General features: G+C 68.9%; 19 protein-coding genes. 8 read left to right on the top strand and 11 right to left on the bottom strand.

Annotation, left to right across the window (positions count from 1 at the left end):
* The 5 genes from AB0I53_RS34995 to AB0I53_RS34975 form a co-directional block, all read right to left on the bottom strand.
* Positions 1-426, bottom strand: a complete 426-nt coding sequence (locus AB0I53_RS34995; RefSeq protein ID WP_358612781.1) for a PPOX class F420-dependent oxidoreductase — start codon at positions 424-426, stop codon at positions 1-3.
* Between the two features lie 97 nt (positions 427-523).
* Positions 524-2,176, bottom strand: coding sequence for a cytochrome bc complex cytochrome b subunit (locus AB0I53_RS34990; RefSeq protein WP_358612779.1), 1,653 nt, complete (start codon positions 2,174-2,176; stop codon positions 524-526).
* Positions 2,173-3,297, bottom strand: coding sequence for a ubiquinol-cytochrome c reductase iron-sulfur subunit (locus AB0I53_RS34985; RefSeq protein ID WP_358612777.1), 1,125 nt, complete (start codon positions 3,295-3,297; stop codon positions 2,173-2,175). Before AB0I53_RS34985 ends, AB0I53_RS34990 begins: the two co-directional genes overlap by 4 nt.
* On the bottom strand, positions 3,294-4,100 hold the full coding sequence (locus AB0I53_RS34980) for a cytochrome c (RefSeq protein WP_358612775.1): 807 nt from the start codon (positions 4,098-4,100) through the stop codon (positions 3,294-3,296). The genes AB0I53_RS34985 and AB0I53_RS34980 overlap by 4 nt, the downstream gene beginning before the upstream one ends.
* 85 nt (positions 4,101-4,185) lie before the next feature.
* Complete coding sequence (locus AB0I53_RS34975) at positions 4,186-4,797, bottom strand: heme-copper oxidase subunit III (RefSeq protein WP_358612773.1); 612 nt, start codon at positions 4,795-4,797, stop codon at positions 4,186-4,188.
* A gap of 148 nt (positions 4,798-4,945) precedes the next feature.
* Here AB0I53_RS34975 and AB0I53_RS34970 point away from each other — a divergent pair, with 148 nt between their 5' ends.
* From AB0I53_RS34970 to trpD, 3 genes are all read left to right on the top strand, one after another.
* Positions 4,946-5,344 carry a hypothetical protein gene (locus tag AB0I53_RS34970; RefSeq protein WP_358612771.1) on the top strand — a complete coding sequence of 133 codons (399 nt, stop codon included), beginning with the start codon at positions 4,946-4,948 and terminating at the stop codon, positions 5,342-5,344.
* An 88-nt stretch (positions 5,345-5,432) separates the two neighbouring features.
* Positions 5,433-5,840, top strand: coding sequence for a hypothetical protein (locus tag AB0I53_RS34965; protein ID WP_358612769.1), 408 nt, complete (start codon positions 5,433-5,435; stop codon positions 5,838-5,840).
* 126 nt (positions 5,841-5,966) lie between these two features.
* A complete protein-coding gene (gene trpD, locus AB0I53_RS34960) occupies positions 5,967-7,025 on the top strand; it encodes an anthranilate phosphoribosyltransferase (protein ID WP_358612767.1) in 1,059 nt (352 codons plus the stop codon).
* Between the two features lie 118 nt (positions 7,026-7,143).
* Here trpD and AB0I53_RS34955 read toward each other — a convergent pair whose 3' ends face one another.
* The 3 genes from AB0I53_RS34955 to coxB form a co-directional block, all read right to left on the bottom strand.
* Positions 7,144-7,428 (bottom strand): Lrp/AsnC ligand binding domain-containing protein, encoded by a 285-nt coding sequence (locus AB0I53_RS34955; protein WP_132482756.1) that lies wholly within the window; start codon positions 7,426-7,428, stop codon positions 7,144-7,146.
* Between the two features lie 110 nt (positions 7,429-7,538).
* Complete coding sequence (locus AB0I53_RS34950) at positions 7,539-7,937, bottom strand: cytochrome c oxidase subunit 4 (RefSeq protein WP_358612765.1); 399 nt, start codon at positions 7,935-7,937, stop codon at positions 7,539-7,541.
* Positions 7,938-7,979: 42 nt separating this feature from the next.
* Complete coding sequence (coxB, locus tag AB0I53_RS34945; RefSeq protein ID WP_358612763.1) at positions 7,980-8,918, bottom strand: cytochrome c oxidase subunit II; 939 nt, start codon at positions 8,916-8,918, stop codon at positions 7,980-7,982.
* Between the two features lie 277 nt (positions 8,919-9,195).
* Between coxB and asnB the strand changes: the two genes are divergently transcribed.
* A complete protein-coding gene (asnB, locus tag AB0I53_RS34940; protein ID WP_358612761.1) occupies positions 9,196-11,124 on the top strand; it encodes an asparagine synthase (glutamine-hydrolyzing) in 1,929 nt (642 codons plus the stop codon).
* A gap of 161 nt (positions 11,125-11,285) precedes the next feature.
* On the opposite strand, the gene AB0I53_RS34935 is transcribed toward asnB, so the two are convergent.
* The 3 genes from AB0I53_RS34935 to AB0I53_RS34925 form a co-directional block, all read right to left on the bottom strand.
* Positions 11,286-12,131, bottom strand: a complete 846-nt coding sequence (locus AB0I53_RS34935) for a M23 family metallopeptidase (protein WP_358612760.1) — start codon at positions 12,129-12,131, stop codon at positions 11,286-11,288.
* 62 nt (positions 12,132-12,193) lie between these two features.
* On the bottom strand, positions 12,194-13,780 hold the full coding sequence (locus AB0I53_RS34930; RefSeq protein WP_358612759.1) for a glycoside hydrolase family 13 protein: 1,587 nt from the start codon (positions 13,778-13,780) through the stop codon (positions 12,194-12,196).
* A 258-nt stretch (positions 13,781-14,038) separates the two neighbouring features.
* The gene (locus AB0I53_RS34925) at positions 14,039-15,061 is read right to left on the bottom strand and encodes a LacI family DNA-binding transcriptional regulator (protein ID WP_358612757.1); all 1,023 of its coding nucleotides are present in this window, start codon (positions 15,059-15,061) and stop codon (positions 14,039-14,041) included.
* A gap of 193 nt (positions 15,062-15,254) precedes the next feature.
* Between AB0I53_RS34925 and AB0I53_RS34920 the strand changes: the two genes are divergently transcribed.
* The 4 genes from AB0I53_RS34920 to mmuM all read left to right on the top strand — a co-directional run bounded on the left by AB0I53_RS34920 (position 15,255) and on the right by mmuM (position 19,587).
* Positions 15,255-16,487: an extracellular solute-binding protein gene (locus tag AB0I53_RS34920; RefSeq protein WP_358612755.1), complete on the top strand. Its 1,233-nt coding sequence runs from the start codon at positions 15,255-15,257 to the stop codon at positions 16,485-16,487.
* 252 nt (positions 16,488-16,739) lie between these two features.
* A complete protein-coding gene (locus tag AB0I53_RS34915; RefSeq protein WP_358612754.1) occupies positions 16,740-17,663 on the top strand; it encodes a sugar ABC transporter permease in 924 nt (307 codons plus the stop codon).
* 1 nt (position 17,664) lies between these two features.
* The gene (locus tag AB0I53_RS34910) at positions 17,665-18,561 is read left to right on the top strand and encodes a carbohydrate ABC transporter permease (protein ID WP_358612752.1); all 897 of its coding nucleotides are present in this window, start codon (positions 17,665-17,667) and stop codon (positions 18,559-18,561) included.
* Positions 18,562-18,687: 126 nt separating this feature from the next.
* Entirely contained in the window at positions 18,688-19,587 is a 900-nt protein-coding gene (gene mmuM, locus AB0I53_RS34905) for a homocysteine S-methyltransferase (RefSeq protein WP_358612750.1), read from the top strand.
* Positions 19,588-19,792 lie beyond the last annotated feature (205 nt).

The raw sequence follows: 19,792 nt of genomic DNA, 5'->3' as shown, positions 1-19,792 counted from the left end.
TCACCCGGTCATGTCCAGGGCGGCGATCACCTTCGTCGGCCGGATGCGAACCACCAGCTCGCCGGGCACCGCGTTGCGGCGCCCGAACTCCTCCGCCCGGTCCTGGCCCATGTAGCGGCCGCCGATCTTGGTCGCCGTCCGGAGCAGCTCGCCGGGCTCCTCGGACGTCTCCGCAAGGCCTTGGACCTGCACGAAGGCGTACGGCGGCTCGGGCAGGTCCGCGCACAGCACGACCCGCGGATCGCGGACGATCGCACGGCCCTTCGCGGTGTCCTTGCTGGTGTTGAACACGACGTCGTCGCCGTCCAGCACGAACCACACCGGTGCGACCAGCGGTCGCCCGTCGCTCGCGGTGAAGCCGAGAATGCCGGTGCGGGTGCCTGCTTCGAGGAAGGCGCGGACTTCTGGATCACTGATCGATGCCACGCGGCAAACGTAGTGGCCCCGCCGCCACCGCGCGATCGCTCGCGAAAACGACGAGGCCCGGCACCCTCTCGGGTACCGGGCCTCGCGCGTACTCGCTTTACTCGGTGGGCTGCTGCGGCTTGCCGGCCGTCAGCTCGCGCTCCGCCTCGCGGGCCGCGTGCTCGTGCCGAGCCCGCTCCAGCGCTGCGGTCTCCTCGGCCGGGTCCGGGGTGAGCAGGCTGCCCTCCACCGGGCTGCCGGCCGCGCCGAGCTTGTTCATCTTCTTCGGCACCGGAGCGCCCTGGTACGGCAGCGCCTCCGGGTGGCCGTGGTCGTCCACCGGGCCCAGCGGCTGGTGGACCTCGATGAACTCGCCGTGCGGCAGGCGCTTGATGATGCCCGTCTCGACGCCGTGATCCAGCACCTCGCGGTCGCTGTGCTGCAAGCCCAGGCAGACCCGGTAGGTGATGTAGTACGCGAGCGGCGGCAGCACCAGCAGGCCGATGCGGCCGGCCCAGGTCATCGCGTTCAGCGAGATGTTGAACTGGAACGCGACGATGTCGTTCGCGCCCGAGATCATCAGCACGCCGAAGAGCGCCAGAGCCATCGCACCGAGGCCGGTCCGGACCGGCGCGTCACGCGGCCGCTGGAGCAGGTTGTGGTGCGCGTTGTCCTTGCTGAGCTTGCGCTCGATCATCGGGTAGGCCATCAGCAGCGTGAACAGGATGCCCATGCCGATGACGCCCGCGAAGAACACCGGCGGCACCGTGTACGGCCCGAGGTAGAGCTCCCAGGCGGGCCAGATCCGCAGGATGCCGTCCGCCCAGATCAGGTACCAGTCGGGCTGCGAGGCCGCCGACACCTGGGAGGCGTTGTACGGGCCGATGTTCCAGACCGGGTTGATCTGGAAGACGCCGGCCAGGATCGCGCACACGCCGGTGACCAGCGCGAAGAACGCACCGCCCTTGAGCGCGAAGGTCGGCATGATCCGGACGCCGACGACGTTGTTCTCCTTGCGCCGCACCCCGGGGAACTGGGTGTGCTTCTGGTACCAGACCAGCGCCAGGTGCACCGCGACCAGGCCGAGCATGACGCCCGGGATCACCAGCACGTGCAGCACGTACAACCGCGGGATGATCTCCGTGCCCGGGAACTCACCGCCGAACAGCGCCCAGTGGATCCAGGTGCCCAGCACCGGGATCGACAGCACGATGCCGGACAGGGTCGCCCGGATACCGGTACCGGAGAGCAGGTCGTCCGGCAGCGAGTAGCCGAAGAAGCCCTCGAACATGCCCAGCATGAACAGCAGGGCGCCGATGGTCCAGTTGCTCTCGCGCGGGCGGCGGAACGCACCGGTGAAGAACACCCGGAACATGTGCGCCGCCATCGCCGCGACGAACAGCAGCGCCGCCCAGTGGTGCAGCTGCCGGATGAACAGACCGCCGCGCACCTCGAACGAGATGTTCAGCGTCGTCTCCATCGCCCGGGACATCGGGACGCCCTGGAGGTTCTGGTAGACGCCGTTGTAGACGACCTCCTCCATGGAGGGGTCGAAGAACAGGGTCAGGTAGACGCCCGTCACGATCAGGATGATGAACGTGTAGAGCGCGATCTCCCCGAGCAGGAACGACCAGTGCGTGGGGAAAACCTTGTTCAGCTGCCGCCGCATGCCCTTGGCCAGCTGGAACCGCGAGTCGAGCTCGTCGGCCGCCGTGGCCACCTTGCGGTACGCAGCGCTCTCCGACTTCGTCGGTCGAGTGATCGAACTCATGCGTTACGCTCCCAGTATGCCGGGCCGACCGGTTCGATGAAGTCGCCCTTGGCCACGAAATAGCCGTCCTCGTCCACCGCGATCGGCAGCTGGGGCAGCGCCCGGGTAGCCGGGCCGAACACCGGTTTGGCGTAGGTGTTGACCACGTCGAACTGCGACTGGTGGCACGGGCAGAGCAGGCGCCCGGTCTGCTGCTCGAACAGCGAGGTCGGGCAGCCGACGTGGGTGCAGATCTTCGAGTAGGCGTAGTAGTCGCCGTAGTTGAAGTCCTCTTGCCCCTTGCGCTTGACCGGCTTGCTGTTGGGGCGCAGCCGGATCAGCATGACCGGCGCGTCGCCCTTGCGCATCGAGGCTTCGAGCTCGTGCTCGTCGTGCCGCATGGACTCGCGGAACGGGAAGACCGTCTCGAAACCGCCCGCGTCGATGTCCTCCGGCCGCAGCAGGGAGATCTCGTGCGGGTTGCCGGTGTTGCGGCGCAGGTAGGTCTTCTCGCCGTTCTCCGACAGCCACTCGGTGTGCTGCAACGACTCCGGGCCCTCGGTCGCCCACGGGTTGCGGACCAGGCCGCCGATCGCGAACACGCCCGCGCCGACGCCGAACGCACCGGCGCCGAAGCCGGCGGTGCGGCGGATCATCGACCGGCGGGAGATGCCGCTGCGGACGCCCGAGTCGGCGAGCAGCGCGGCGGTGGTCTGCCGGTCAACCTCGTCGGAACCGTGACCGTCGTGCCGCTGCTGGACGGCGACCTCGTGCGGGATGAACTTCTTCTGGTACTGCACGACGCCGATGCCGACGGCCAGGATCGACAGGCCGAAGAAGAAACCGATCAGCGGGTTGTACAGCGAGTAGATGAAGTGCGCGCGCTCGTCCGACGGCGGCTGGTAGCTCCACGGCCAGAACACGAAGACCGCGATGAACGCCAGCGCCGACAGCCCGGCGAGGGTGAACCAGGCGGCGACCGCCCGCTCCGCCCGGCGCTCGGCCCGGGTCCCCTGGACGGGGAAGTTGTCCCGGTACTCGACGAGTTCGACGTCGTCGAGCGCCAGGCCTAGCCGGACCTTCTCGTCGCGGCTCATCTCGGCCAGTTCGGCCTCGGTGTATTCCTTGTTCTGCTCACTCATGCCCTGGCTCCGATCCACAGGGTGAGGCCGATCAGCGCGCCGAGCCCGACCACCCAGGCGATGACGCCTTCCGGCCCAGGCCCGTAGCCGCCCAGGTCGTTGCCACCCGGGTTGTTGTTTCCGTCGGTGACCGACTTGATGTAGCCGATGATGTCCTGCTTCTCCTCCGGCGTGAGCTGCCGGTCCGAGAACTTCGGCATGTTCTGCGGGCCGGTGAGCATCGCCTCGTAGATCTCGCGCTCGGTGGCCTCGTGCAGGTTCGGCGCGAACTTGCCGGAGGACATCGCGATGCCGCGCCCGGTGAAGTTGTGGCAGGACGCGCAGTTGAGCCGGTAGAGCTCACCGCCGCGCGCGGTGTTGCCGCCCTGCAGCGCCTCGCCCGTCTTCTTCGGCGACTCCGGCCCACCGCCGTAGCTCTGCACGTAGGCGGCGAGGGCGTCGATCTCTTCCGGGTTGAACTTCGGCGGCTTGCGCAAGGCCTGCGCTTCCTGGCGGACCATCGGCATCCGGCCGGTGGCCACCTGGAAGTGCACGGCGGCCTCGCCGACGCCGACCAGGCTCGGGCCGCGGTCCTGGACGCCCTGCAGGTTGGCGCCGTGGCAGGAGATGCAGGCGTTGTTGTAGAGCTGCTCGCCCTGCCTCACCAGAGCCGGGTCCGCAGCGGCGTGCGCGGTCTGCGGCTCGGGAGTCACGACGGTGTACAGCCCACCGGCACCCACCAGCGCGATGCCCAACGCCAGTACACCGGAGATCCGCCGCTTAAGCTTCGAGCCCGCGCGGTTCCGTTTCTTGTTGGTGGTCATGAGAGCGGCAACCCTTGCTGTCCGGTTCGGGGTGTTCGTTTCGACCTCGTACGAGAAGCCAATCAATGGGACCTTGCTTCATCCATCATGGGACGAGGTAGATCACGGCGAACAGCCCGATCCACACGATGTCCACGAAGTGCCAGTAGTACGACACCACGATGGCGGCGATGGCCTGAGCCGGCGTGAACTTGCTGAGCTTCGTCCTGATGATCAGGAAGATGAAGGCGATCAACCCGCCGATGACGTGCAACCCGTGGAAGCCGGTCGTCATGTAGAAGACCGTGCCGTAGGCCGACGACGCGATGGTGGTCGCGTGCTCGGTGACCAGCGTGTGGTACTCGCCGGCCTGCCCGAGCACGAAGATCGTGCCCATGATCAGGGTGATCACGTACCACCGGCGGAGACCGAACACGTCACCGCGCTCCGCCGCGAACACTCCCCACTGGCAGGTGAACGAGGACGCCACCAGGATGATCGTGAACGGGAGGGCGTACGGGAGGTTCAGCTCGGTGGGCGGTGGTGGCCACTCGCCCTCGTGTTGCGCCTTCACCGTGAAGAACATGGCGAAGAGCCCAGCGAAGAACATCAGCTCGCTGGCCAACCAAACGATGGTGCCTACGCTGACCATGTTCGGCCGGTTCAGCGAATGCACGCGTTGACTGATTGAGGGCGCTGCCGTTGTCACGCGACGCATTATGTCTTGCACGTTTTCCCCGCGCGCCCTCGGGTCCGGACGTCAGCCGCAGGGTGATCGGATTGCAACCCGGAGGTAACGCACCGTGAAAGGCATCCGCGCGAGCTGGTCGGCCTTCAGGGCCGGTCGGCGGGCCCGGAACAGGCCCGTGATCAGCATCGACGATCCCGGGCTGGAGATCGTCGCGACCGCGTTCGACGAAACCGAGGCGGCCTCGGCGGTCCTCGCCCGGTCGACGCGCTGGCAGCCCGAACTACCTGCGGTGTTGCGCCACCACCTGGCCCTCCCGGGGCACTCGATCGAGTCGGCCAAGGCCCTGCTGGACGCCGACGGCTGGACGGTTCGCGCTGGTGGGCGCGGCGACGAACACGCCGCGCCGGGCCTGACCGCGCTGATCGCGCTGCGTGTCCAGCAACTCGACGCGTTGCATTGCTCACAGGAGAGCTCCCGGATGGCCGGCCTCGCGCAGCGGCACGACGGCGAATCCTTCGGCTGGGACGCCCTGCAGCCCGCCGCCGACCGGCCGAGCCGATCGACTTCGCGTTGATCGATTTGCCCGGGCGGCTACTGTTCGCCCCGGTCGGGCCGATAGCATCCGACGGACCCATCCTGCGCCGACCCGCGAGGAGCTAGTGATGAGCACACCGACCACGAACGTTCTCGTGTTCAGCCATCGCCCCGAGGTCCGGGAGGCGATCATCACAGCGATCGGGCGCCGTCCGGCCCCCGACCTCGCGCGGCTGCACTACATCGAGGCGGGCACCGTCGCGGACGTGCTCAGCGAGGTCGACGCGGGCCACGCGGACCTGGTGATCCTGGACGGCGAGGCGCAGCCGACCGGCGGCATGGGCGTGTCCCGGCAGCTGAAGAACGAGATCGCGCAGTGCCCGCCGGTGGTGGTCGTGGTGCGCCGCAAGGACGACCGGTGGCTGGCGACCTGGTCCCAGGCCGACGCGGTCCTGGTGCACCCGCTCGACCCGCTCGCCGCGGCCGAGACGGTCGCCGAGGTCCTGCGCTCGCAGGGCAAGCCAGTACCCGCCTGAACGCGCGTTGCGGGATGATTTGCACAGCGGCGCGGCCACCCGTGCGGGAGGCACCGCCGCTGCGGGGAGTGCGGCTCTCGGCCGCCGCTCGCTGACGACCCGCACGCTGAAGACGGAGTGAAGAACGTGGGAACCAAGGCGGGAAACTGGGCGGGACTGCTGGGCAGCCTCGTCGCGGGTGAGGATCTCTCCGCGGAGGACACCGCCTGGGCGATGGACCTGATCATGTCCGGCGAGGCCAGCCCGGCGCGGATCGCGGCCTTCGTGGTCGCGCTGCGAGCCAAGGGCGAGACGCCCGCCGAGGTGCGCGGCATGGCCGACGCCATGCTCGCGCACGCCAGGCCCCTGGAGATCACACAGCGCGCGGTGGACATCGTCGGCACCGGCGGCGACCGCTCCGGCAGCGTGAACATCTCCACGATGGCCGCGATCGTGCTCGCCGCCTCCGGCGTCACCGTCGTCAAGCACGGCAACCGGGCGGCGTCGTCGAAGTGCGGCACCGCGGACGTGCTGGAGGAGCTCGGCGTCGCCATCGACCTGGTGCCCGAGGGCGTGCGGCGCTGCATCGAAGAGGTCGGCATCGGGTTCTGCTTCGCGCCGGTGTTCCACCCGGCGTTCAAGCACGCGGGCGGCCCGCGGCGCGAGATCGGCATCCCGACGGCGTTCAACGTGCTCGGGCCGCTGACCAACCCGGCGCGGCCGGCGGCCGGCCTGATCGGCTGCGCCGACCTGCGGATGGCGCCGGTGGTGGCCGAGGTGTTCGCCGCCCGCGGCAATTCCGCGCTGGTGGTGCGCGGCGACGACGGCATGGACGAGATCACCACCACGGCCCGCAGCACTGTGTGGGCGGTGCACGACGGCATGGTCCGCGAGGACCGGCTCGACCCGCGGGACTTCGGCATCGCCTTCAGCCGCCCGGAGGACCTGCAGGGCGGCGACGCGGTGGTCAACGCGAAGGCGGTCCGCGATCTCCTGGCGGGCGCCAAGGGCCCGGTGCGGGACGCTGTGCTGCTCAACGCGGCCGGCGCGGCCGTGGCCTACGACGGGCCGGGAGCGGATCTCAGCGGCCAGCTCAGCGCCGGTTTGGAGCGCGTCGCGAACGCGATCGACTCCGGAGCCGCCGCGGACCTCCTGGACCGCTGGGCGGCCCGCTCCAGCACCCTCCGAGCCCAGCTCGGCGCCTGATCGCTCGTGAGTGCTGAAGCCGGTTATAGAGCCGGAGTCAGCACTCACGAGCCGTCTCGGTCGGTCGTGAGTGCTGAAGCGGGTTCTTACCGGAGCGAACGCTCCCGAACGGGTCGGATCACTGGTCTTCGAGGCCGATGGAGAAGGCCGCCTCGGTGTCCTTGCGGGAGTAGGAGCGGAACGCGATGTGGGTGTCGGTGCCCAGGACGCCCTCGACCTTGTTGATCCTGCCCGGCACGATCTCGGCCAGGTCCTCGTGGCGGGACACCCGCAGCATCGCGATCAGGTCGACGTCGCCCGCGCAGGAGTAGACCTCGTCCACGCCGTCGAGGTCGGCGATCTCCTGGGCCGCCTCGGTCAAGCGGTCGGCGGCGGTCTGGATCAGCACGATCGCGGTGATCACGGCAAAAACCTCCTGCTGCGGTTCGCGTCCTCGAAGAGGGCTGGAAAAGATCCTAAACCGACGCAGGCCCCCGGGTCCGGTGGACTCGGGGGCCTGCGTCGGTGTCGTCGTCAGTGGTTGCTCTGACCGGTGTGGTACTCGAACACCAGGCCGGCGACCATGATCAGCACGAAGCCGACGGCGATGACGATCATCCACACGTGGAAGAACGCCAGGGCGAGGCCGGCGAAGGCCGCGGAGGCCGCCAGGCCCACCGGCCAGTAGCTGCCCGGGCTGAAGAAGCCCAGCTCGCCGGCGCCGTCGCTGATCTCGGCGTCGGGGTTGTCCTCCGGCCGGTCCTCGATGCGACGAGCCACGAACGAGAAGTAGCTGCCGATGATCAGGGACAGACCGCCGACCAGGATCAGCGCCACGGTGCCGACCGGCTCCTTGGCCCAGACCCCGTACACGATCGCGGACAGGAAGAAGAAGATGGTGATGTAGTTGAAGATCTTGGATTCGACCTTCATGGAGTCCTCGCTCTCACGCCGTACGCCCTGCCGAGGGCACTCCTACTTGGCCCCGACCTGACCGGACGGCACGCCGCCGGTGCGCTCGGTGTTGAACGGAACGCCGGTCACCGCGTGCGGGGTGCACAGCTCGCCGCAGTTCATGGCGCCCAGCGCCTCGGCCGCGGTGTAGGGCTGGCCGGTCTGCGGGTTGACCTGCGTCCGCAGCTGCATGTACCGGTCGAACTTGTCCTGCGACAGCGCCCGGAGCTCGAAGTTCATCATCGAGTGGTAGGTGCCGCACAGCTCCGCGCACCGGCCGACGAAGGAGCCTTCGCGGTTGACGGTGTTCTGGAAGACGTTGTCCTGGTTGTTCTTGTTCGGGTACGGGAAGGTGTCCCGCTTGAAGTGCCACTCCGGAACGAAGAACGAGTGGATGACGTCGGTCGCGGCGATGGTGTACTCGACCCGCTCGCCGACCGGCACGACCAGCAGCGGAATCTCGCTGCTGCTGCCGATGGTGCGCACCGGCTGCCCGTCCGGGGTCTTGTACTCCGGGTAGTTGAACTCCCAGTTCCACTGGAACGCGACCACGTTCACCCGCTGATCCGGGTTCGCCGGCTTGGCCAGCACCGTGTTCTGGGTGACCGCCGTGAAGTAGAACAGCACGACCACCAGCACGAACGGGATCGCTGTGTAGATCAGCTCCAGCGGCAGGTTGTACTGGAACTGCCGAGGCAGCTCCTCTTCACCCTTCTTCTTGCGGTGGAAGGCGACCGTCCAGAAGATCAGCCCCCACACCATCACACCCACCGCGAGTGCCGCGATGACCGACCAAGTCCACAGGTTCCGCATCGCCTCGGCCTGCGGGGTGACACCCTCTGGCCAGCCGAACCGCAGGACCTCGTCGGTCGTGCAGCCCGTGGCCGCGACACCAACCAGGCCGATCAGACCAGCGACCTTGACCAGCCGTGGCACTCGGGTCCCCTCCTTCAGGCCCACTGCGCGACGCCTCCTCGTGCAAAACTCTCCACTGCGGCCTGGTGATTTCCGGCCTCGCCCTGAGACGACACCGGAGATCTGCCGCCGGAATCCTGCGCAGAGCCTAGCCCAGGTGTAGCCGCGATACTGCTCCGGGGGCGTAGATCGCCGCCGGGCCTCGACCGCGGCCCCCGCGGGCACCCGCGCGTGCAGCGCGCGGCCGGACGGACGGCATACTGGGGCGAGCTGTGGGGGGCTGGAAGACGACACCGCCGATTCGAAGAGGTGCACCAGACGCGTGTGCGGCCTGCTTGGACTCATTTGTCCCACCGAAGAGAACGCCGGCTTCGCCGTTAACGCGGTGGCCAATGCGCTGCCGTGTCAACGACACCGGGGCCCGGATGAAAGCGACACGTGGCACGGCGGTGAGGTGGTCTTCGGCTTCAACCGGCTGTCGATCATCGACCTGGAGCATTCGCACCAGCCGCTGACCTGGGGCCCGCCGGAGACCCCGCAGCGCTACACCATCAACTTCAACGGTGAGATCTACAACTACCTGGAGCTGCGCGCCGAGCTGATCGAGCGGTTCGGGGCCCGGTTCAGCACCGACGGCGACACCGAGGTGATCGTCGCCGCCTACCACTACCTCGGCACCTCCGTTGTCGGCCGGCTGCGCGGCATGTTCGCGTTCCTCATCTGGGACAACGAGCGCAAGGTGGTCTTCGGCGCGCGCGACCCGTTCGGCATCAAGCCGCTGTTCTACGCGGCCGGGCCAGGCGGCGTGGCGTTCGCCAGCGAGAAGAAGAGCCTGCTGAGCCTGGCCAGCACGCTGCGGATCGCCGAGGAGCTCGACCACAAGGCGCTGCAGCACTACATGGTGCTGCAGTACGTGCCGGAGCCGGAGACGCTGCACCGGCAGATCCGCCGCATCGAGTCGGGCACCTCGTTCACCGTGTCGCCGGGCGGCCAGCTGGTCACCGAGCGGTACTTCCAGCCGAACTTCCAGTCGCGGCCGGTGAACACCGACGCCGACGCGCGGCGGTTGCACGACGAGATCGTGAATGTGATGCGCGACTCCGTCGCCAAGCACATGCGCGCGGACGTCACCGTCGGCTCGTTCCTCTCCGGCGGCATCGACTCCACGGCCATCGCGGCGCTGGCCAAGGAGCACAACCCGAACCTGATCACCTTCACCACCGGTTTCGAGCGGCAGGGCTACTCGGAGGTGGACGTGGCCGCCGAGTCGGCCGCGGCGATCGGCGTCAAGCACGTGGTCCGCACCGTCTCCGCCGAGGAGATGATGGAGACGCTGCCGCTGATCATCTGGTACCTGGACGACCCGGTGGCCGACCCGGCGCTGGTGCCGCTGTGGTTCATCGCCCGGGAAGCCCGCCAGCACGTCAAGGTGGTGCTCTCCGGTGAGGGCGCCGACGAGCTGTTCGGCGGCTACACGATCTACCGCGAGCCGCTGTCGCTGGCGCCGTTCGAGAAGGTGCCGGGCGCGCTGCGCAAGGCGATGGGCCGGGTGTCCACCGCGATTCCGGAGGGCGTGCGCGGCAAGGACCTGCTGCGCCGCGGCGCGCTGAGCCTGGAGGAGCGCTACTACGGCAACGCGCGCATCTTCCGCGACGACCAGCTGCGCAACGTCATGCGCAGCTTCGACCCGGGCGTGTCGCACAAGGACGTCACGGCCGGCCCGTACCGGCAGTCGGCGAGCTGGGACCCGGTGACGCGGATGCAGCACGTGGACCTGTTCACCTGGCTGCGCGGCGACATCCTGGTCAAGGCCGACAAGATGACGATGGCCAACTCGCTGGAGCTGCGGGTGCCGTTCCTGGACCCGGAGGTGTTCCGGGTCGCCAGCACCATCCCGCTGGAGCAGAAGATCACCCGGGAGACCACGAAGTACGCGCTGCGCCAGGCGATGTACCAGGTGGTGCCCGCGCACGTGATCAACCGGCGCAAGCTCGGGTTCCCGGTGCCGATCAAGCACTGGCTGCGCGACGAGATGCACGACTGGGCGCGCAACATCATCCAGCAGTCGCAGACCGACCACCTGCTCGACCGCACGGCGGTGCTGCAACTGCTGGAGGAGCACCGCTCCGGGGTGCTGGACCACAGCCGCCGCCTGTGGGCGCTGCTGGTGTTCATGCTCTGGCACGGGATCTTCATCGAGGGCCGCCTGTCCCCCGAGGTCCCGGAGCCCCACTACCCGGTCCGCCTCTGACGATTCCCAGCAGCGAACGGCCCGTTCACCTCATCTACCGAGGCGAACGGGCCGTTCGCTTTCCTGGTCGGCCCAGATGAACGTGCCGCCTGATCGGGGCTCGTGAGCACTTTGGATCGCCATGGCGGCCCAAACCACTCACGAGCCCGTGCGCAGCCGGCTCAGCCGCAGTGTTCGAAGGGGCTGGTGTAGGACTTGTCGCCCACCGAGCCGCCCCACTTGACACAGGTCGTGCCCGCGGCCTGACTGACCGGGCCCGCGTAGTACGTGAAGTTGCCGGAGTCGGTGACCCGGGTCTTGCCTTCCACCTCGAGGAACGCCGCGGTCGGCGAGGCGGTGCCGAGCGAGGTCGCCTTCAGCGTCACGACGCAGTTGTTCTTGTTCGAGGCGTTGTAGAGCAGGTAGACCGTGCCCGCGCCGGACAGTCCCGCCGAGTCGATCACGCTGTAGCCCGACCCGCACACCTCGGTCGGCGAGTGCGGGTTGCCGTTGCAGTTGTTCTTGCTGGTGAACGAGGTGTGGCCGAAGTAGGGCACCGCGACGCCGTCGAGCTTCGCCTTGACCACGGCGCCGTTGAGCCGCTGTTCGTAGTGCAGGTGCGGGCCGGTGACGCCGCCCGTCGCGCCCGCCGTGCCGATCTTCGTGCCGAGGCTCACCTGCTGGCCCTCCGACACGCCCTGCGTCGACAGGTGGGCGTAGCGGGTCCGCCAGCCGCTGCCGTGGTCGATCTCGATCCAGCGGCCGTAGCTGACGTTGCCCTCGTTCGCCACGCGGGTCACGGTGCCCGCCGCCGAGGCCAGCACCGGCATCCCCGTGATGCCGGACTTCTGGAAGTCCACCGAGTACTGCGGGTTGTGGCCGCTGAAGGTCGCGGCCGTGACGGTCTGCCCGCACTGGAATGGGACCTGGAAGTTCGGCGCGGCGGACGCGGGCGCCTGCCCGAAACCGACCACGCCGAGCGCGGCGAGCATCACCGCCGCCAGGCCCGTGCCTAATCGTCGTAACATGAACCACCTCCTGTACCAGGGGGATTCATGCGATCACGGCGAATCGGGCAAGAACAGACCTATTAGGCGGATTCGCGGTTAATCTTTCCCGCCGACAGCCAGACCGCGGTGGCGGCGGGCAGCGTTCCGCTCCAGTCGGCCGCTCCGTCGCTGCGCAGCAGCAGATCTCCCGGCAGGTCCAGCTCGACGGGCGTCGCACCGAAGTTCGCGGCGCACACGAAATCCGGCTCCCGGCGGAAGATCAGCACGTCTTCCGGCGCGTCGAGCCACTGCAAGGTGCCGTCACCGAGCGCCGGATTCTCGAGTCGCAGGGCCAAAGCGTCGCGGTAGGTCCGCAGCACCGAGCCGTCGCGGGCGTCCTGCGCGGCCACAGTCGACTCCGCCCACTCCCCCGGCGCCGGTAGCCAGCCGTTCGCCGAGCTGAAGCCGAACGGCGGCTGCTCGCCGGACCACGGGATCGGCACGCGGCAGCCGTCGCGGCCCCGGTCGGCGCCGCCGGAGCGCTCCCAGATCGGGTCCTGCCGCGCCTCGTCGGGCAGGTCCAGCACCTCGGGCAACCCGAGTTCTTCGCCCTGGTAGACGTAGACCGAGCCGGGCAACGCGAAGCTGAACAGGGCGGCGGCGCGGGCCCGCCGCGTCCCCAGCTCCCCGTCGCCGTAGCGGGTCACCGGCCGCGGCACGTCGTGGTTGCCGAGCACCCACGTCGTGGTGGCGCCCACCCGGGCGGTGGTGGCCAGCGATTCTTCGACCACGGTCCGGAAACCGGCCGCCGACCACGGCGCTTCCAGCAGCGCGAAGTTGAACGCCTGGTGCAGTTCGTCGGGCCGGACGTAGCGCGCCAGCCGCTCGCTGGTCGACGCCCACGCCTCGGCCACCCCGATGCGGGCGCCCTCGTAGGAGTCGAACAGCTGCCGCCAGTCGCGGTAGATCTCGTGCACCTCGTCCTGGTCGAAGTACGGCAGCTCGCCGCGCCCCAGCAGGGAGATCTGCTTGTTCAGCCCGGTGTCCGGCAGGTCCGGGTGCTTGATCATGCCGTGCGCGACGTCGATCCGGAACCCGTCGACCCCGCGGTCCAGCCAGAACGTCAGCACCTTCCGGAAATCCGCGCGCACCTGCTGGTTTCGCCAGTTCAGGTCGGGCTGCTCCGGCGCGAAGAGGTGCAGGTACCACTGGCCGTCGGCGAGCCTGGTCCACGCCGGGCCGCCGAAGATGGATTCCCAGTCGTTGGGCGGCGATTCGCCGTCCGGGCCCCGCCCGTCCCGGATGACGTACCGGTCCCGGGCCGCCGCGCCCGGGGCGGCCGCCAGCGCCTCGGCGAACCACGGGTGCCGGTCGGAGGTGTGGTTGGGAACCACGTCCACCAGGACCCGCAGCCCGAGCGAGTGCGCTTGCGCCAGCAGCGCGTCGAAGTCGGCCATCGTGCCGAGCATCGGGTCCACGTCGCAGTAGTCGGCCACGTCGTAGCCGCCGTCCGCCATCGGGGACGGGTAGAACGGGGTCAGCCAGACGGCATCGACGCCCAGCCGCACCAGGTGCGGCAGCCGGTCGCGCACCCCGGCCAGGTCTCCCACGCCGTCGCCGTCGCTGTCGGCGAAGCTGCGCACGTAAATCTGGTAGACGACTGCGTCACGCCACCAGTTCTGCGACATCTCTGCTCCCGTCTTTTTGACGTGTGTGGTCAATTTCCGTAGCGGTGCAGGTAGCGGAACCTCAGACGGCGCCTGGACTGTGGGAGCCCCGACTTACGTATGACCTAATACGCGGCATCGGGGCTGTCCTCGCCAGACGACGTCTGAGAACCCGCCGCGGTGCAAGCTGCGTGCGTGGCGAAAGAGAAAGCGGCTACGCCGCTTGCCTGACGACAACTTGCGGCCTTGGCGCTCGGCATCTTCGTTCCGCAGGCCATCTCAGATCTGCCAGGTGGATTCCCGGACGATGAGGTTCGGGCGGAACATGCGGCTGAAGCCGGCCGAACCGCGGCCCGGCTCGTCCGGGTCGAGCTGCCGCGCGAGCTCGTCGACCGCCGCGGCGGCCATGTCGTGGATCGGCTGCGCCAGCGTGGTGAGCGCGGGCTGGCAGTACGCGGCCAGCGGGATGCCGTCAAAGCCGACCACCGAGATGTCCTCGGGCGTGCTCAGGCCGCGGCGCTTGGCTTCGCGCATCGCGCCTAGCGCCATGACGTCCGACGAGCAGAGCACCGCGGTCGGCCGCGGGCCGTCGAGCAGCCGACTCATCGCCTCGGCGCCGCCCTCGGCCCCGAACGACGCGTTCGCGACGAGCTCGGCGGCAGGCTCGACACCGGCTTCTTCCAGCGCAGCCGCCCAACCGGCCCGCTTCAGCCGGGACGGGAGCGCGCGGGCCGGGCCGCTGACGAAGCCGATCCGCCGATGGCCGAGTTCGAGCAGGTGCGTCGCCGCGGCGTAGCCGGCGAGGTGCTCGTCGACGGTGATGTCCGGAACGTCCAGGCTCGGCGCGCCGCCGTTGACGAACACCATCCGGACGCCTTCGGCGCGCAGTTCCTCGTAGTAGTTGCGGCTCTTGCGCTCGTCGTTGTCCGGGTTGGCGATCTCCGGCGACACGAAGATCATGCCCTCGACGCCCCGCGCCACCAGCATCCGGACGTAGTCCCGCTCGGTCATCGCGGCGCGCGTGTTGCACAGCAGCGACGCGTATCCGGCCAGCGCGGCGCGGCTTTCCAGGGCTTCGGCGAAAGCCGGGAAGACCGGGTTGGACAGTTCCGGCACCAGCAGGCCGACGACGCCGGTGCGGCGCAGCGCGCCGACGCCGCGCGCGGTGTGCGGCATCTGGTTGAGCACTTCGAGGACGCGCTGCCGGGTCTCCTCCTTGATGCCGGCCTTGCGGTTGAGCACCCGGCTCACCGTGGACACGCTCACCCCTGCCGCCTGGGCGATATCGGCCAGACCCGCCACTGCTCCGCTCCTCCGCACCGGGATCATCCGCCGCCACAATCCTGCACACGGCCGAAATATTTTGCAATCACCGCGCAACGCAGATCGTTGCTCCGCTACCCATTTATACCTGAACACCTTGACTTACGTCACATTTTGGGTATGCAATTTAACGCCAGTTGATCGCAAATTTTTGCAACCAGGAGGTCCGGACATGAGACCAAGGGCCACGGTCACCGCCGCCCTGGGCCTGGTCGGCGCGCTTGCCGCCGGCTGTGGGAGCGACTCCGGGAACGCCGGCGAGGTCATCTTCTGGGACACCAGCGGATCCGCGGAGAGCGCGGTGTTCGGCGAGATCGCCACCGAGTGCGGCCGCACCGGCGGCTACCAGGTGCGCGTCGAGACGGTCGCCTTCGACCAGGCGCTGAACAACTACAAGACCGCGGCGCAGGGCGGGCAGGGCCCGGACGTGCTGCGCGCCGACGTCGGCTGGGTCGCGCAGCTGGCACAGGCCGGGCTGATCCAGGACCTCTCCGGCACCCCGCTGGCCGCCGACACCGGCGACTTCCTCCCCGCACCGCTGGAATCCACCAAGTACCAGGGCAAGACCTACGGCGTCCCGCAGGTCACCGACGCGCTCGCGCTGTTCTACAACAAGACGCAGCTCACGGCGGCCGGCGTGACGCCGCCGAAGAGCTGGGACGAGCTGAAGGCCGTCGCGCCGAAGCTCGGCGGCGACCGAGCACTGTTCATCAACAACGACGAGTATTACGCGCTGCCATTCATCTACACCTTCGGCGGCGACCTGGTCGACACCGAGGGGCGGCTGATCACGGTGAACGCGCCGGAGGCGGTGCGCGGCGTGCAGGTCGCCAAGGACCTGATCGACGCGAAGGCCGCCCGCACCGCGCTGGACCAGCCGAACTCCTACAGCAGCATGAAGGCGGCGTTCACCGGCGGCGAGGTCGCGATGGTCATCGACGGGCCGTGGGCGGTCTCGGAGTTCACCGAATCCGAGCAGTTCGCCGACCCGTCGAACCTCGGCATCGCCCCGGTTCCGGGCTCCGCGACGCCGTCGCCGGTGGGCGGCCACGACTACGTGATCCGGCAGGGCAGCGACGCCACCGAAGCGTCGGTGAAGTTCGTCCAGTGCATGAGCAGCGCGGAGAACCAGGCGAAGGTCGCGGAGAAGCTCGGGCTGCTGCCTACCCGCAAGTCCGCCTACGACGTTCCGGCGGTGGCGCAGAACCCGGTGGTGTCCGCGTTCCGGCCGCTGGCGACCAACGCGCATTCCCGGCCGTGGATCCCGGAGAACAGCGAACTCCTGGAACCGCTGCAAACCTCCTACGCCGACATCCTCTCCGGACGGAAGGACGCCCAAACAGCGCTGGACGAAACGGCCCAGACCTACAAAACCTCCGTCCTGACCGACTACGCGCAACGCTGAAAGCCGGTTTCCAGACTCCTTTTGCGTGGCGGTGCGGATGGCGGCCCCCCCTGCGGGAATTACGGCCGCCGCCTGGCTGTGGGAGCCCCGACTCGCGTATGACCAATACGCGGCATCGGGGCTGTCCTCGCCAAGAACCCCGGCGGGGTGGGCACTGTCTGAGAACCCGCGGCGGTGCCGGTTGCGTAGGTGGGCTAACTCGCTTCAAAGACAAAACAACCGAACTCATCAACAGGCTCTGAGGCGGCTTCAATGCGGTTGCGGAATCTCCTGGCGCGGCACTGGTTCGTCTACGCGATGATCTTGCCGGTCGTCGCGGTGCTCGCGCTGCTCGTGGTGTTCCCCTTGCTGCAGGGGTTGTTCTTCTCGTTCACCGACATCAACGACACCAACATCGCCAACCCGGTGCTGGACCGCGACGCGAGCTACGAGTTCGTCGGGCCGGCCAACTACCTGAACGTGCTCTCCGGCGATCCGGCGTTCGGCTCGTTCTGGTCGACGCTGGTGCGCACGCTGATCTGGACCTCCGCGTGCGTGCTCTGCCACTACGCGATCGGGCTGGCGCTGGCGATGCTGCTCAACCGGCGGATGCGGTTGCGCGGGCTGTACCGGGTGCTGCTGATCCTGCCGTGGGCAGTGCCGGTGTTCATCAGCGCGTTCGCCTGGCGGTACCTGTTCAACGCCGAGTACGGGCTGATCAACTGGGTGCTGGAGTCGGTGGGGCTGCCAGCCCAGGTGTGGCTCGGGCAGTCGGATCTGGCGCTGGTGTCGGTGATCGTCGTCAACGTGTGGCTGGGCGTGCCGTTCATGATGGTGGCGCTGCTGGGCGGACTGCAGGCCATCCCGGCGGATCTGTACGAGGCCGCGGAGATGGACGGGGCGTCGCCGTGGCACCGGTTCGTGCACGTGACGCTGCCGGGGCTGAAGCCGGTGTCCGGCACGGTGGTGCTGCTCGGCGTGATCTGGACGTTCAACATGTTCCCGGTCATCTACCTGATCACCGGGAACAACCCGCACACCCGGATCCTGGTCAGCTACGCCTTCGAGCGGTTCTTCTCCGGCGCGACGCGGGATTACGCGATCGCCTCGACCTACGGCGTGCTGATCCTGTCGGTGCTGCTGGTGTTCGCGACGATCTACCGCCGGGCGATGTCCCGGCGGGGAGAGGTGCTCTGACATGACCATCGACGCAGCATCGCTGCAAGCGGCTTCCGCGGTAGCCGAGCCGGGCCGGGCGCGCGGGAGGTCCACCGCGGCGAGCATCGGCCTGCACTCGGCCCTGATCGTCGCGTCGCTGATCGCGGTGTTCCCGGTGTTCTGGGTGGTGGTGGTCTCGTTCAAGCCGAACGCCAAAGCGATCGAAGCCACCCCGACGCTGTTCAACGAGTCCAGTTTGGACAACTACCGGGACGTGCTCGCCGGCGCCAAGGGCGCGTTCCTGAGCTGGTTCGGCAATTCGGTGCTCATCGCGGGGCTGACGACGGTGCTCGGGGTGCTGCTGGCGGCCACCACCGCCTACGCCGCCAGCCGGTTCCGCTTCCCCGGGCGGCACTGGCTGCTGCTGTCGTTCCTGGTGGTGCAGATGTTCCCGTTCGCGGTGCTGATCGTGCCGCTGTACAACATCCTGCTGAGCCTGGGCCTGCAGGGCAGCGTGTTCGGGCTGGTGCTGGTGTACTGCAGCACCGCGATCCCGTTCTGCACCTACATGCTGAAGGGCTACTTCGACGGGATTCCCGGCGACATCGACGAAGCGGGACGGGTGGACGGGCTGTCGCCGTTCGGCGTGTTCTGGCGGCTGGTGCTGCCGCTGGCCAAACCCGGGCTGGCGGTGACGGCGTTCTACTCGTTCATCGTGGCCTGGAGCGAGGTGGCGTTCGCGTCGGCGTTCCTGTCGGCCGGCGACCGGTCGAAGACGCTGGCGGTGGGCCTGCAGGTGTTCGTGCAGCAGAACCGCGCCGAGTGGGGCCACCTGGCGGCGGCATCGGTGCTGGTGGCGGTGCCCGCGGTGATCGTGTTCTACCTGGTGCAGCGCTTCCTCGTCAGCGGCCTGGCGGCGGGCAGCGTGAAGGGCTGAGCCGTCACTCCTGGCGGCGGGTGGGGCGATTTCTCACGAAATTGCGCGGGTCGCGGAGCGCGGCGCCGGCTGCGGAGCGTGATCATTGGTCCGGTCTGGAAGGCGGACGGCACTAGGGTGGGTGGCATGAACGCGTTCAGCCTCAGCGGCGCATCGATGATCCTGGACGGCGGCCTGGCCACCGAGCTGGAAGCGCACGGCCAAGACCTCTCCGACGCGCTGTGGTCGGCGCGCCTGCTGACGGACGCGCCGGAGGAGATCGTCGCGGCGCATGCCGCGTTCTTCCGGGCGGGCGCGGAGATCGCGACGACCGCGAGCTACCAGGCGAGCTTCGAGGGGTTCGCGGAGCGCGGCATCGAGCGCGCCGAAGCGGCGAAGCTGATGCGGCGGAGCGTGGAGCTGGCCCGGCTGGCCGGCGACGTCGAGCCGGGCCGGCACCGCTGGGTGGCGGCGTCGATCGGCCCGTACGGCGCGATGCTCGCCGACGGCTCGGAATACCGGGGCCGCTACGGGCTGACGAAGCGCCAGCTGCACGACTTCCACCGGCCGCGGCTGGAGGTGCTGGCGGAGGTTCGCCCCGACGTCTTCGCCCTGGAGACCGTGCCGGACGTGGACGAGGCGGAGGCGCTGGTGGACGCGGTCGCCGGCCTGGACGTCCCGGCCTGGCTGTCGTTCACCATCAGCGGCGAGCGGACCCGCGCCGGCCAGCCGCTGGCGGAAGCGTTCGCCGTGGCTGCGGGCAGCGACGCGATCACCGCGGTCGGCGTCAACTGCTCGGCGCCCGACGACGTGCTGCCCGCGATCGAAATCGCCCGCGCCGCAACGGAAAAGCCGATCGTCGTCTACCCCAACAGCGGCGAGGTCTGGGATGCGCAGCGACGCGCGTGGACCGGCCGCGCCCGGCTGTCGGTCGAGCAGGCCCGCGGCTGGCGCGCGGCCGGCGCCCAGGTGATCGGCGGCTGCTGCCGGGTGCGCCCGGAGGACATCGCGGCCGTGGCGGACGCGCTGGTTGATCCGGCCGACTGAGCCGGCGCTGGGCCGATCGCCACCGCGGCCAAACATTTACCGGACAGTTCGGCGGCAAGTTCTTTTCCGACATACCGGATCTGCGGTGCAATGCGTTATCCGTTCGTCGGCGAAAGGACTTCCCAATCGTGATGTCAAGCCGCAGCAGTGGCGGGAGGTGAAACTTGATAGCGCTGGCCGTCGCGGATCATCGCCCACAGGACGT

Origin of the sequence: Saccharopolyspora sp. NPDC050389 (assembly GCF_040655595.1) — a bacterium.
Taxonomy (GTDB): Bacteria; Actinomycetota; Actinomycetes; order Mycobacteriales; family Pseudonocardiaceae; genus Saccharopolyspora.
This window is presented reverse-complemented; position numbering and strand designations above follow the sequence as displayed.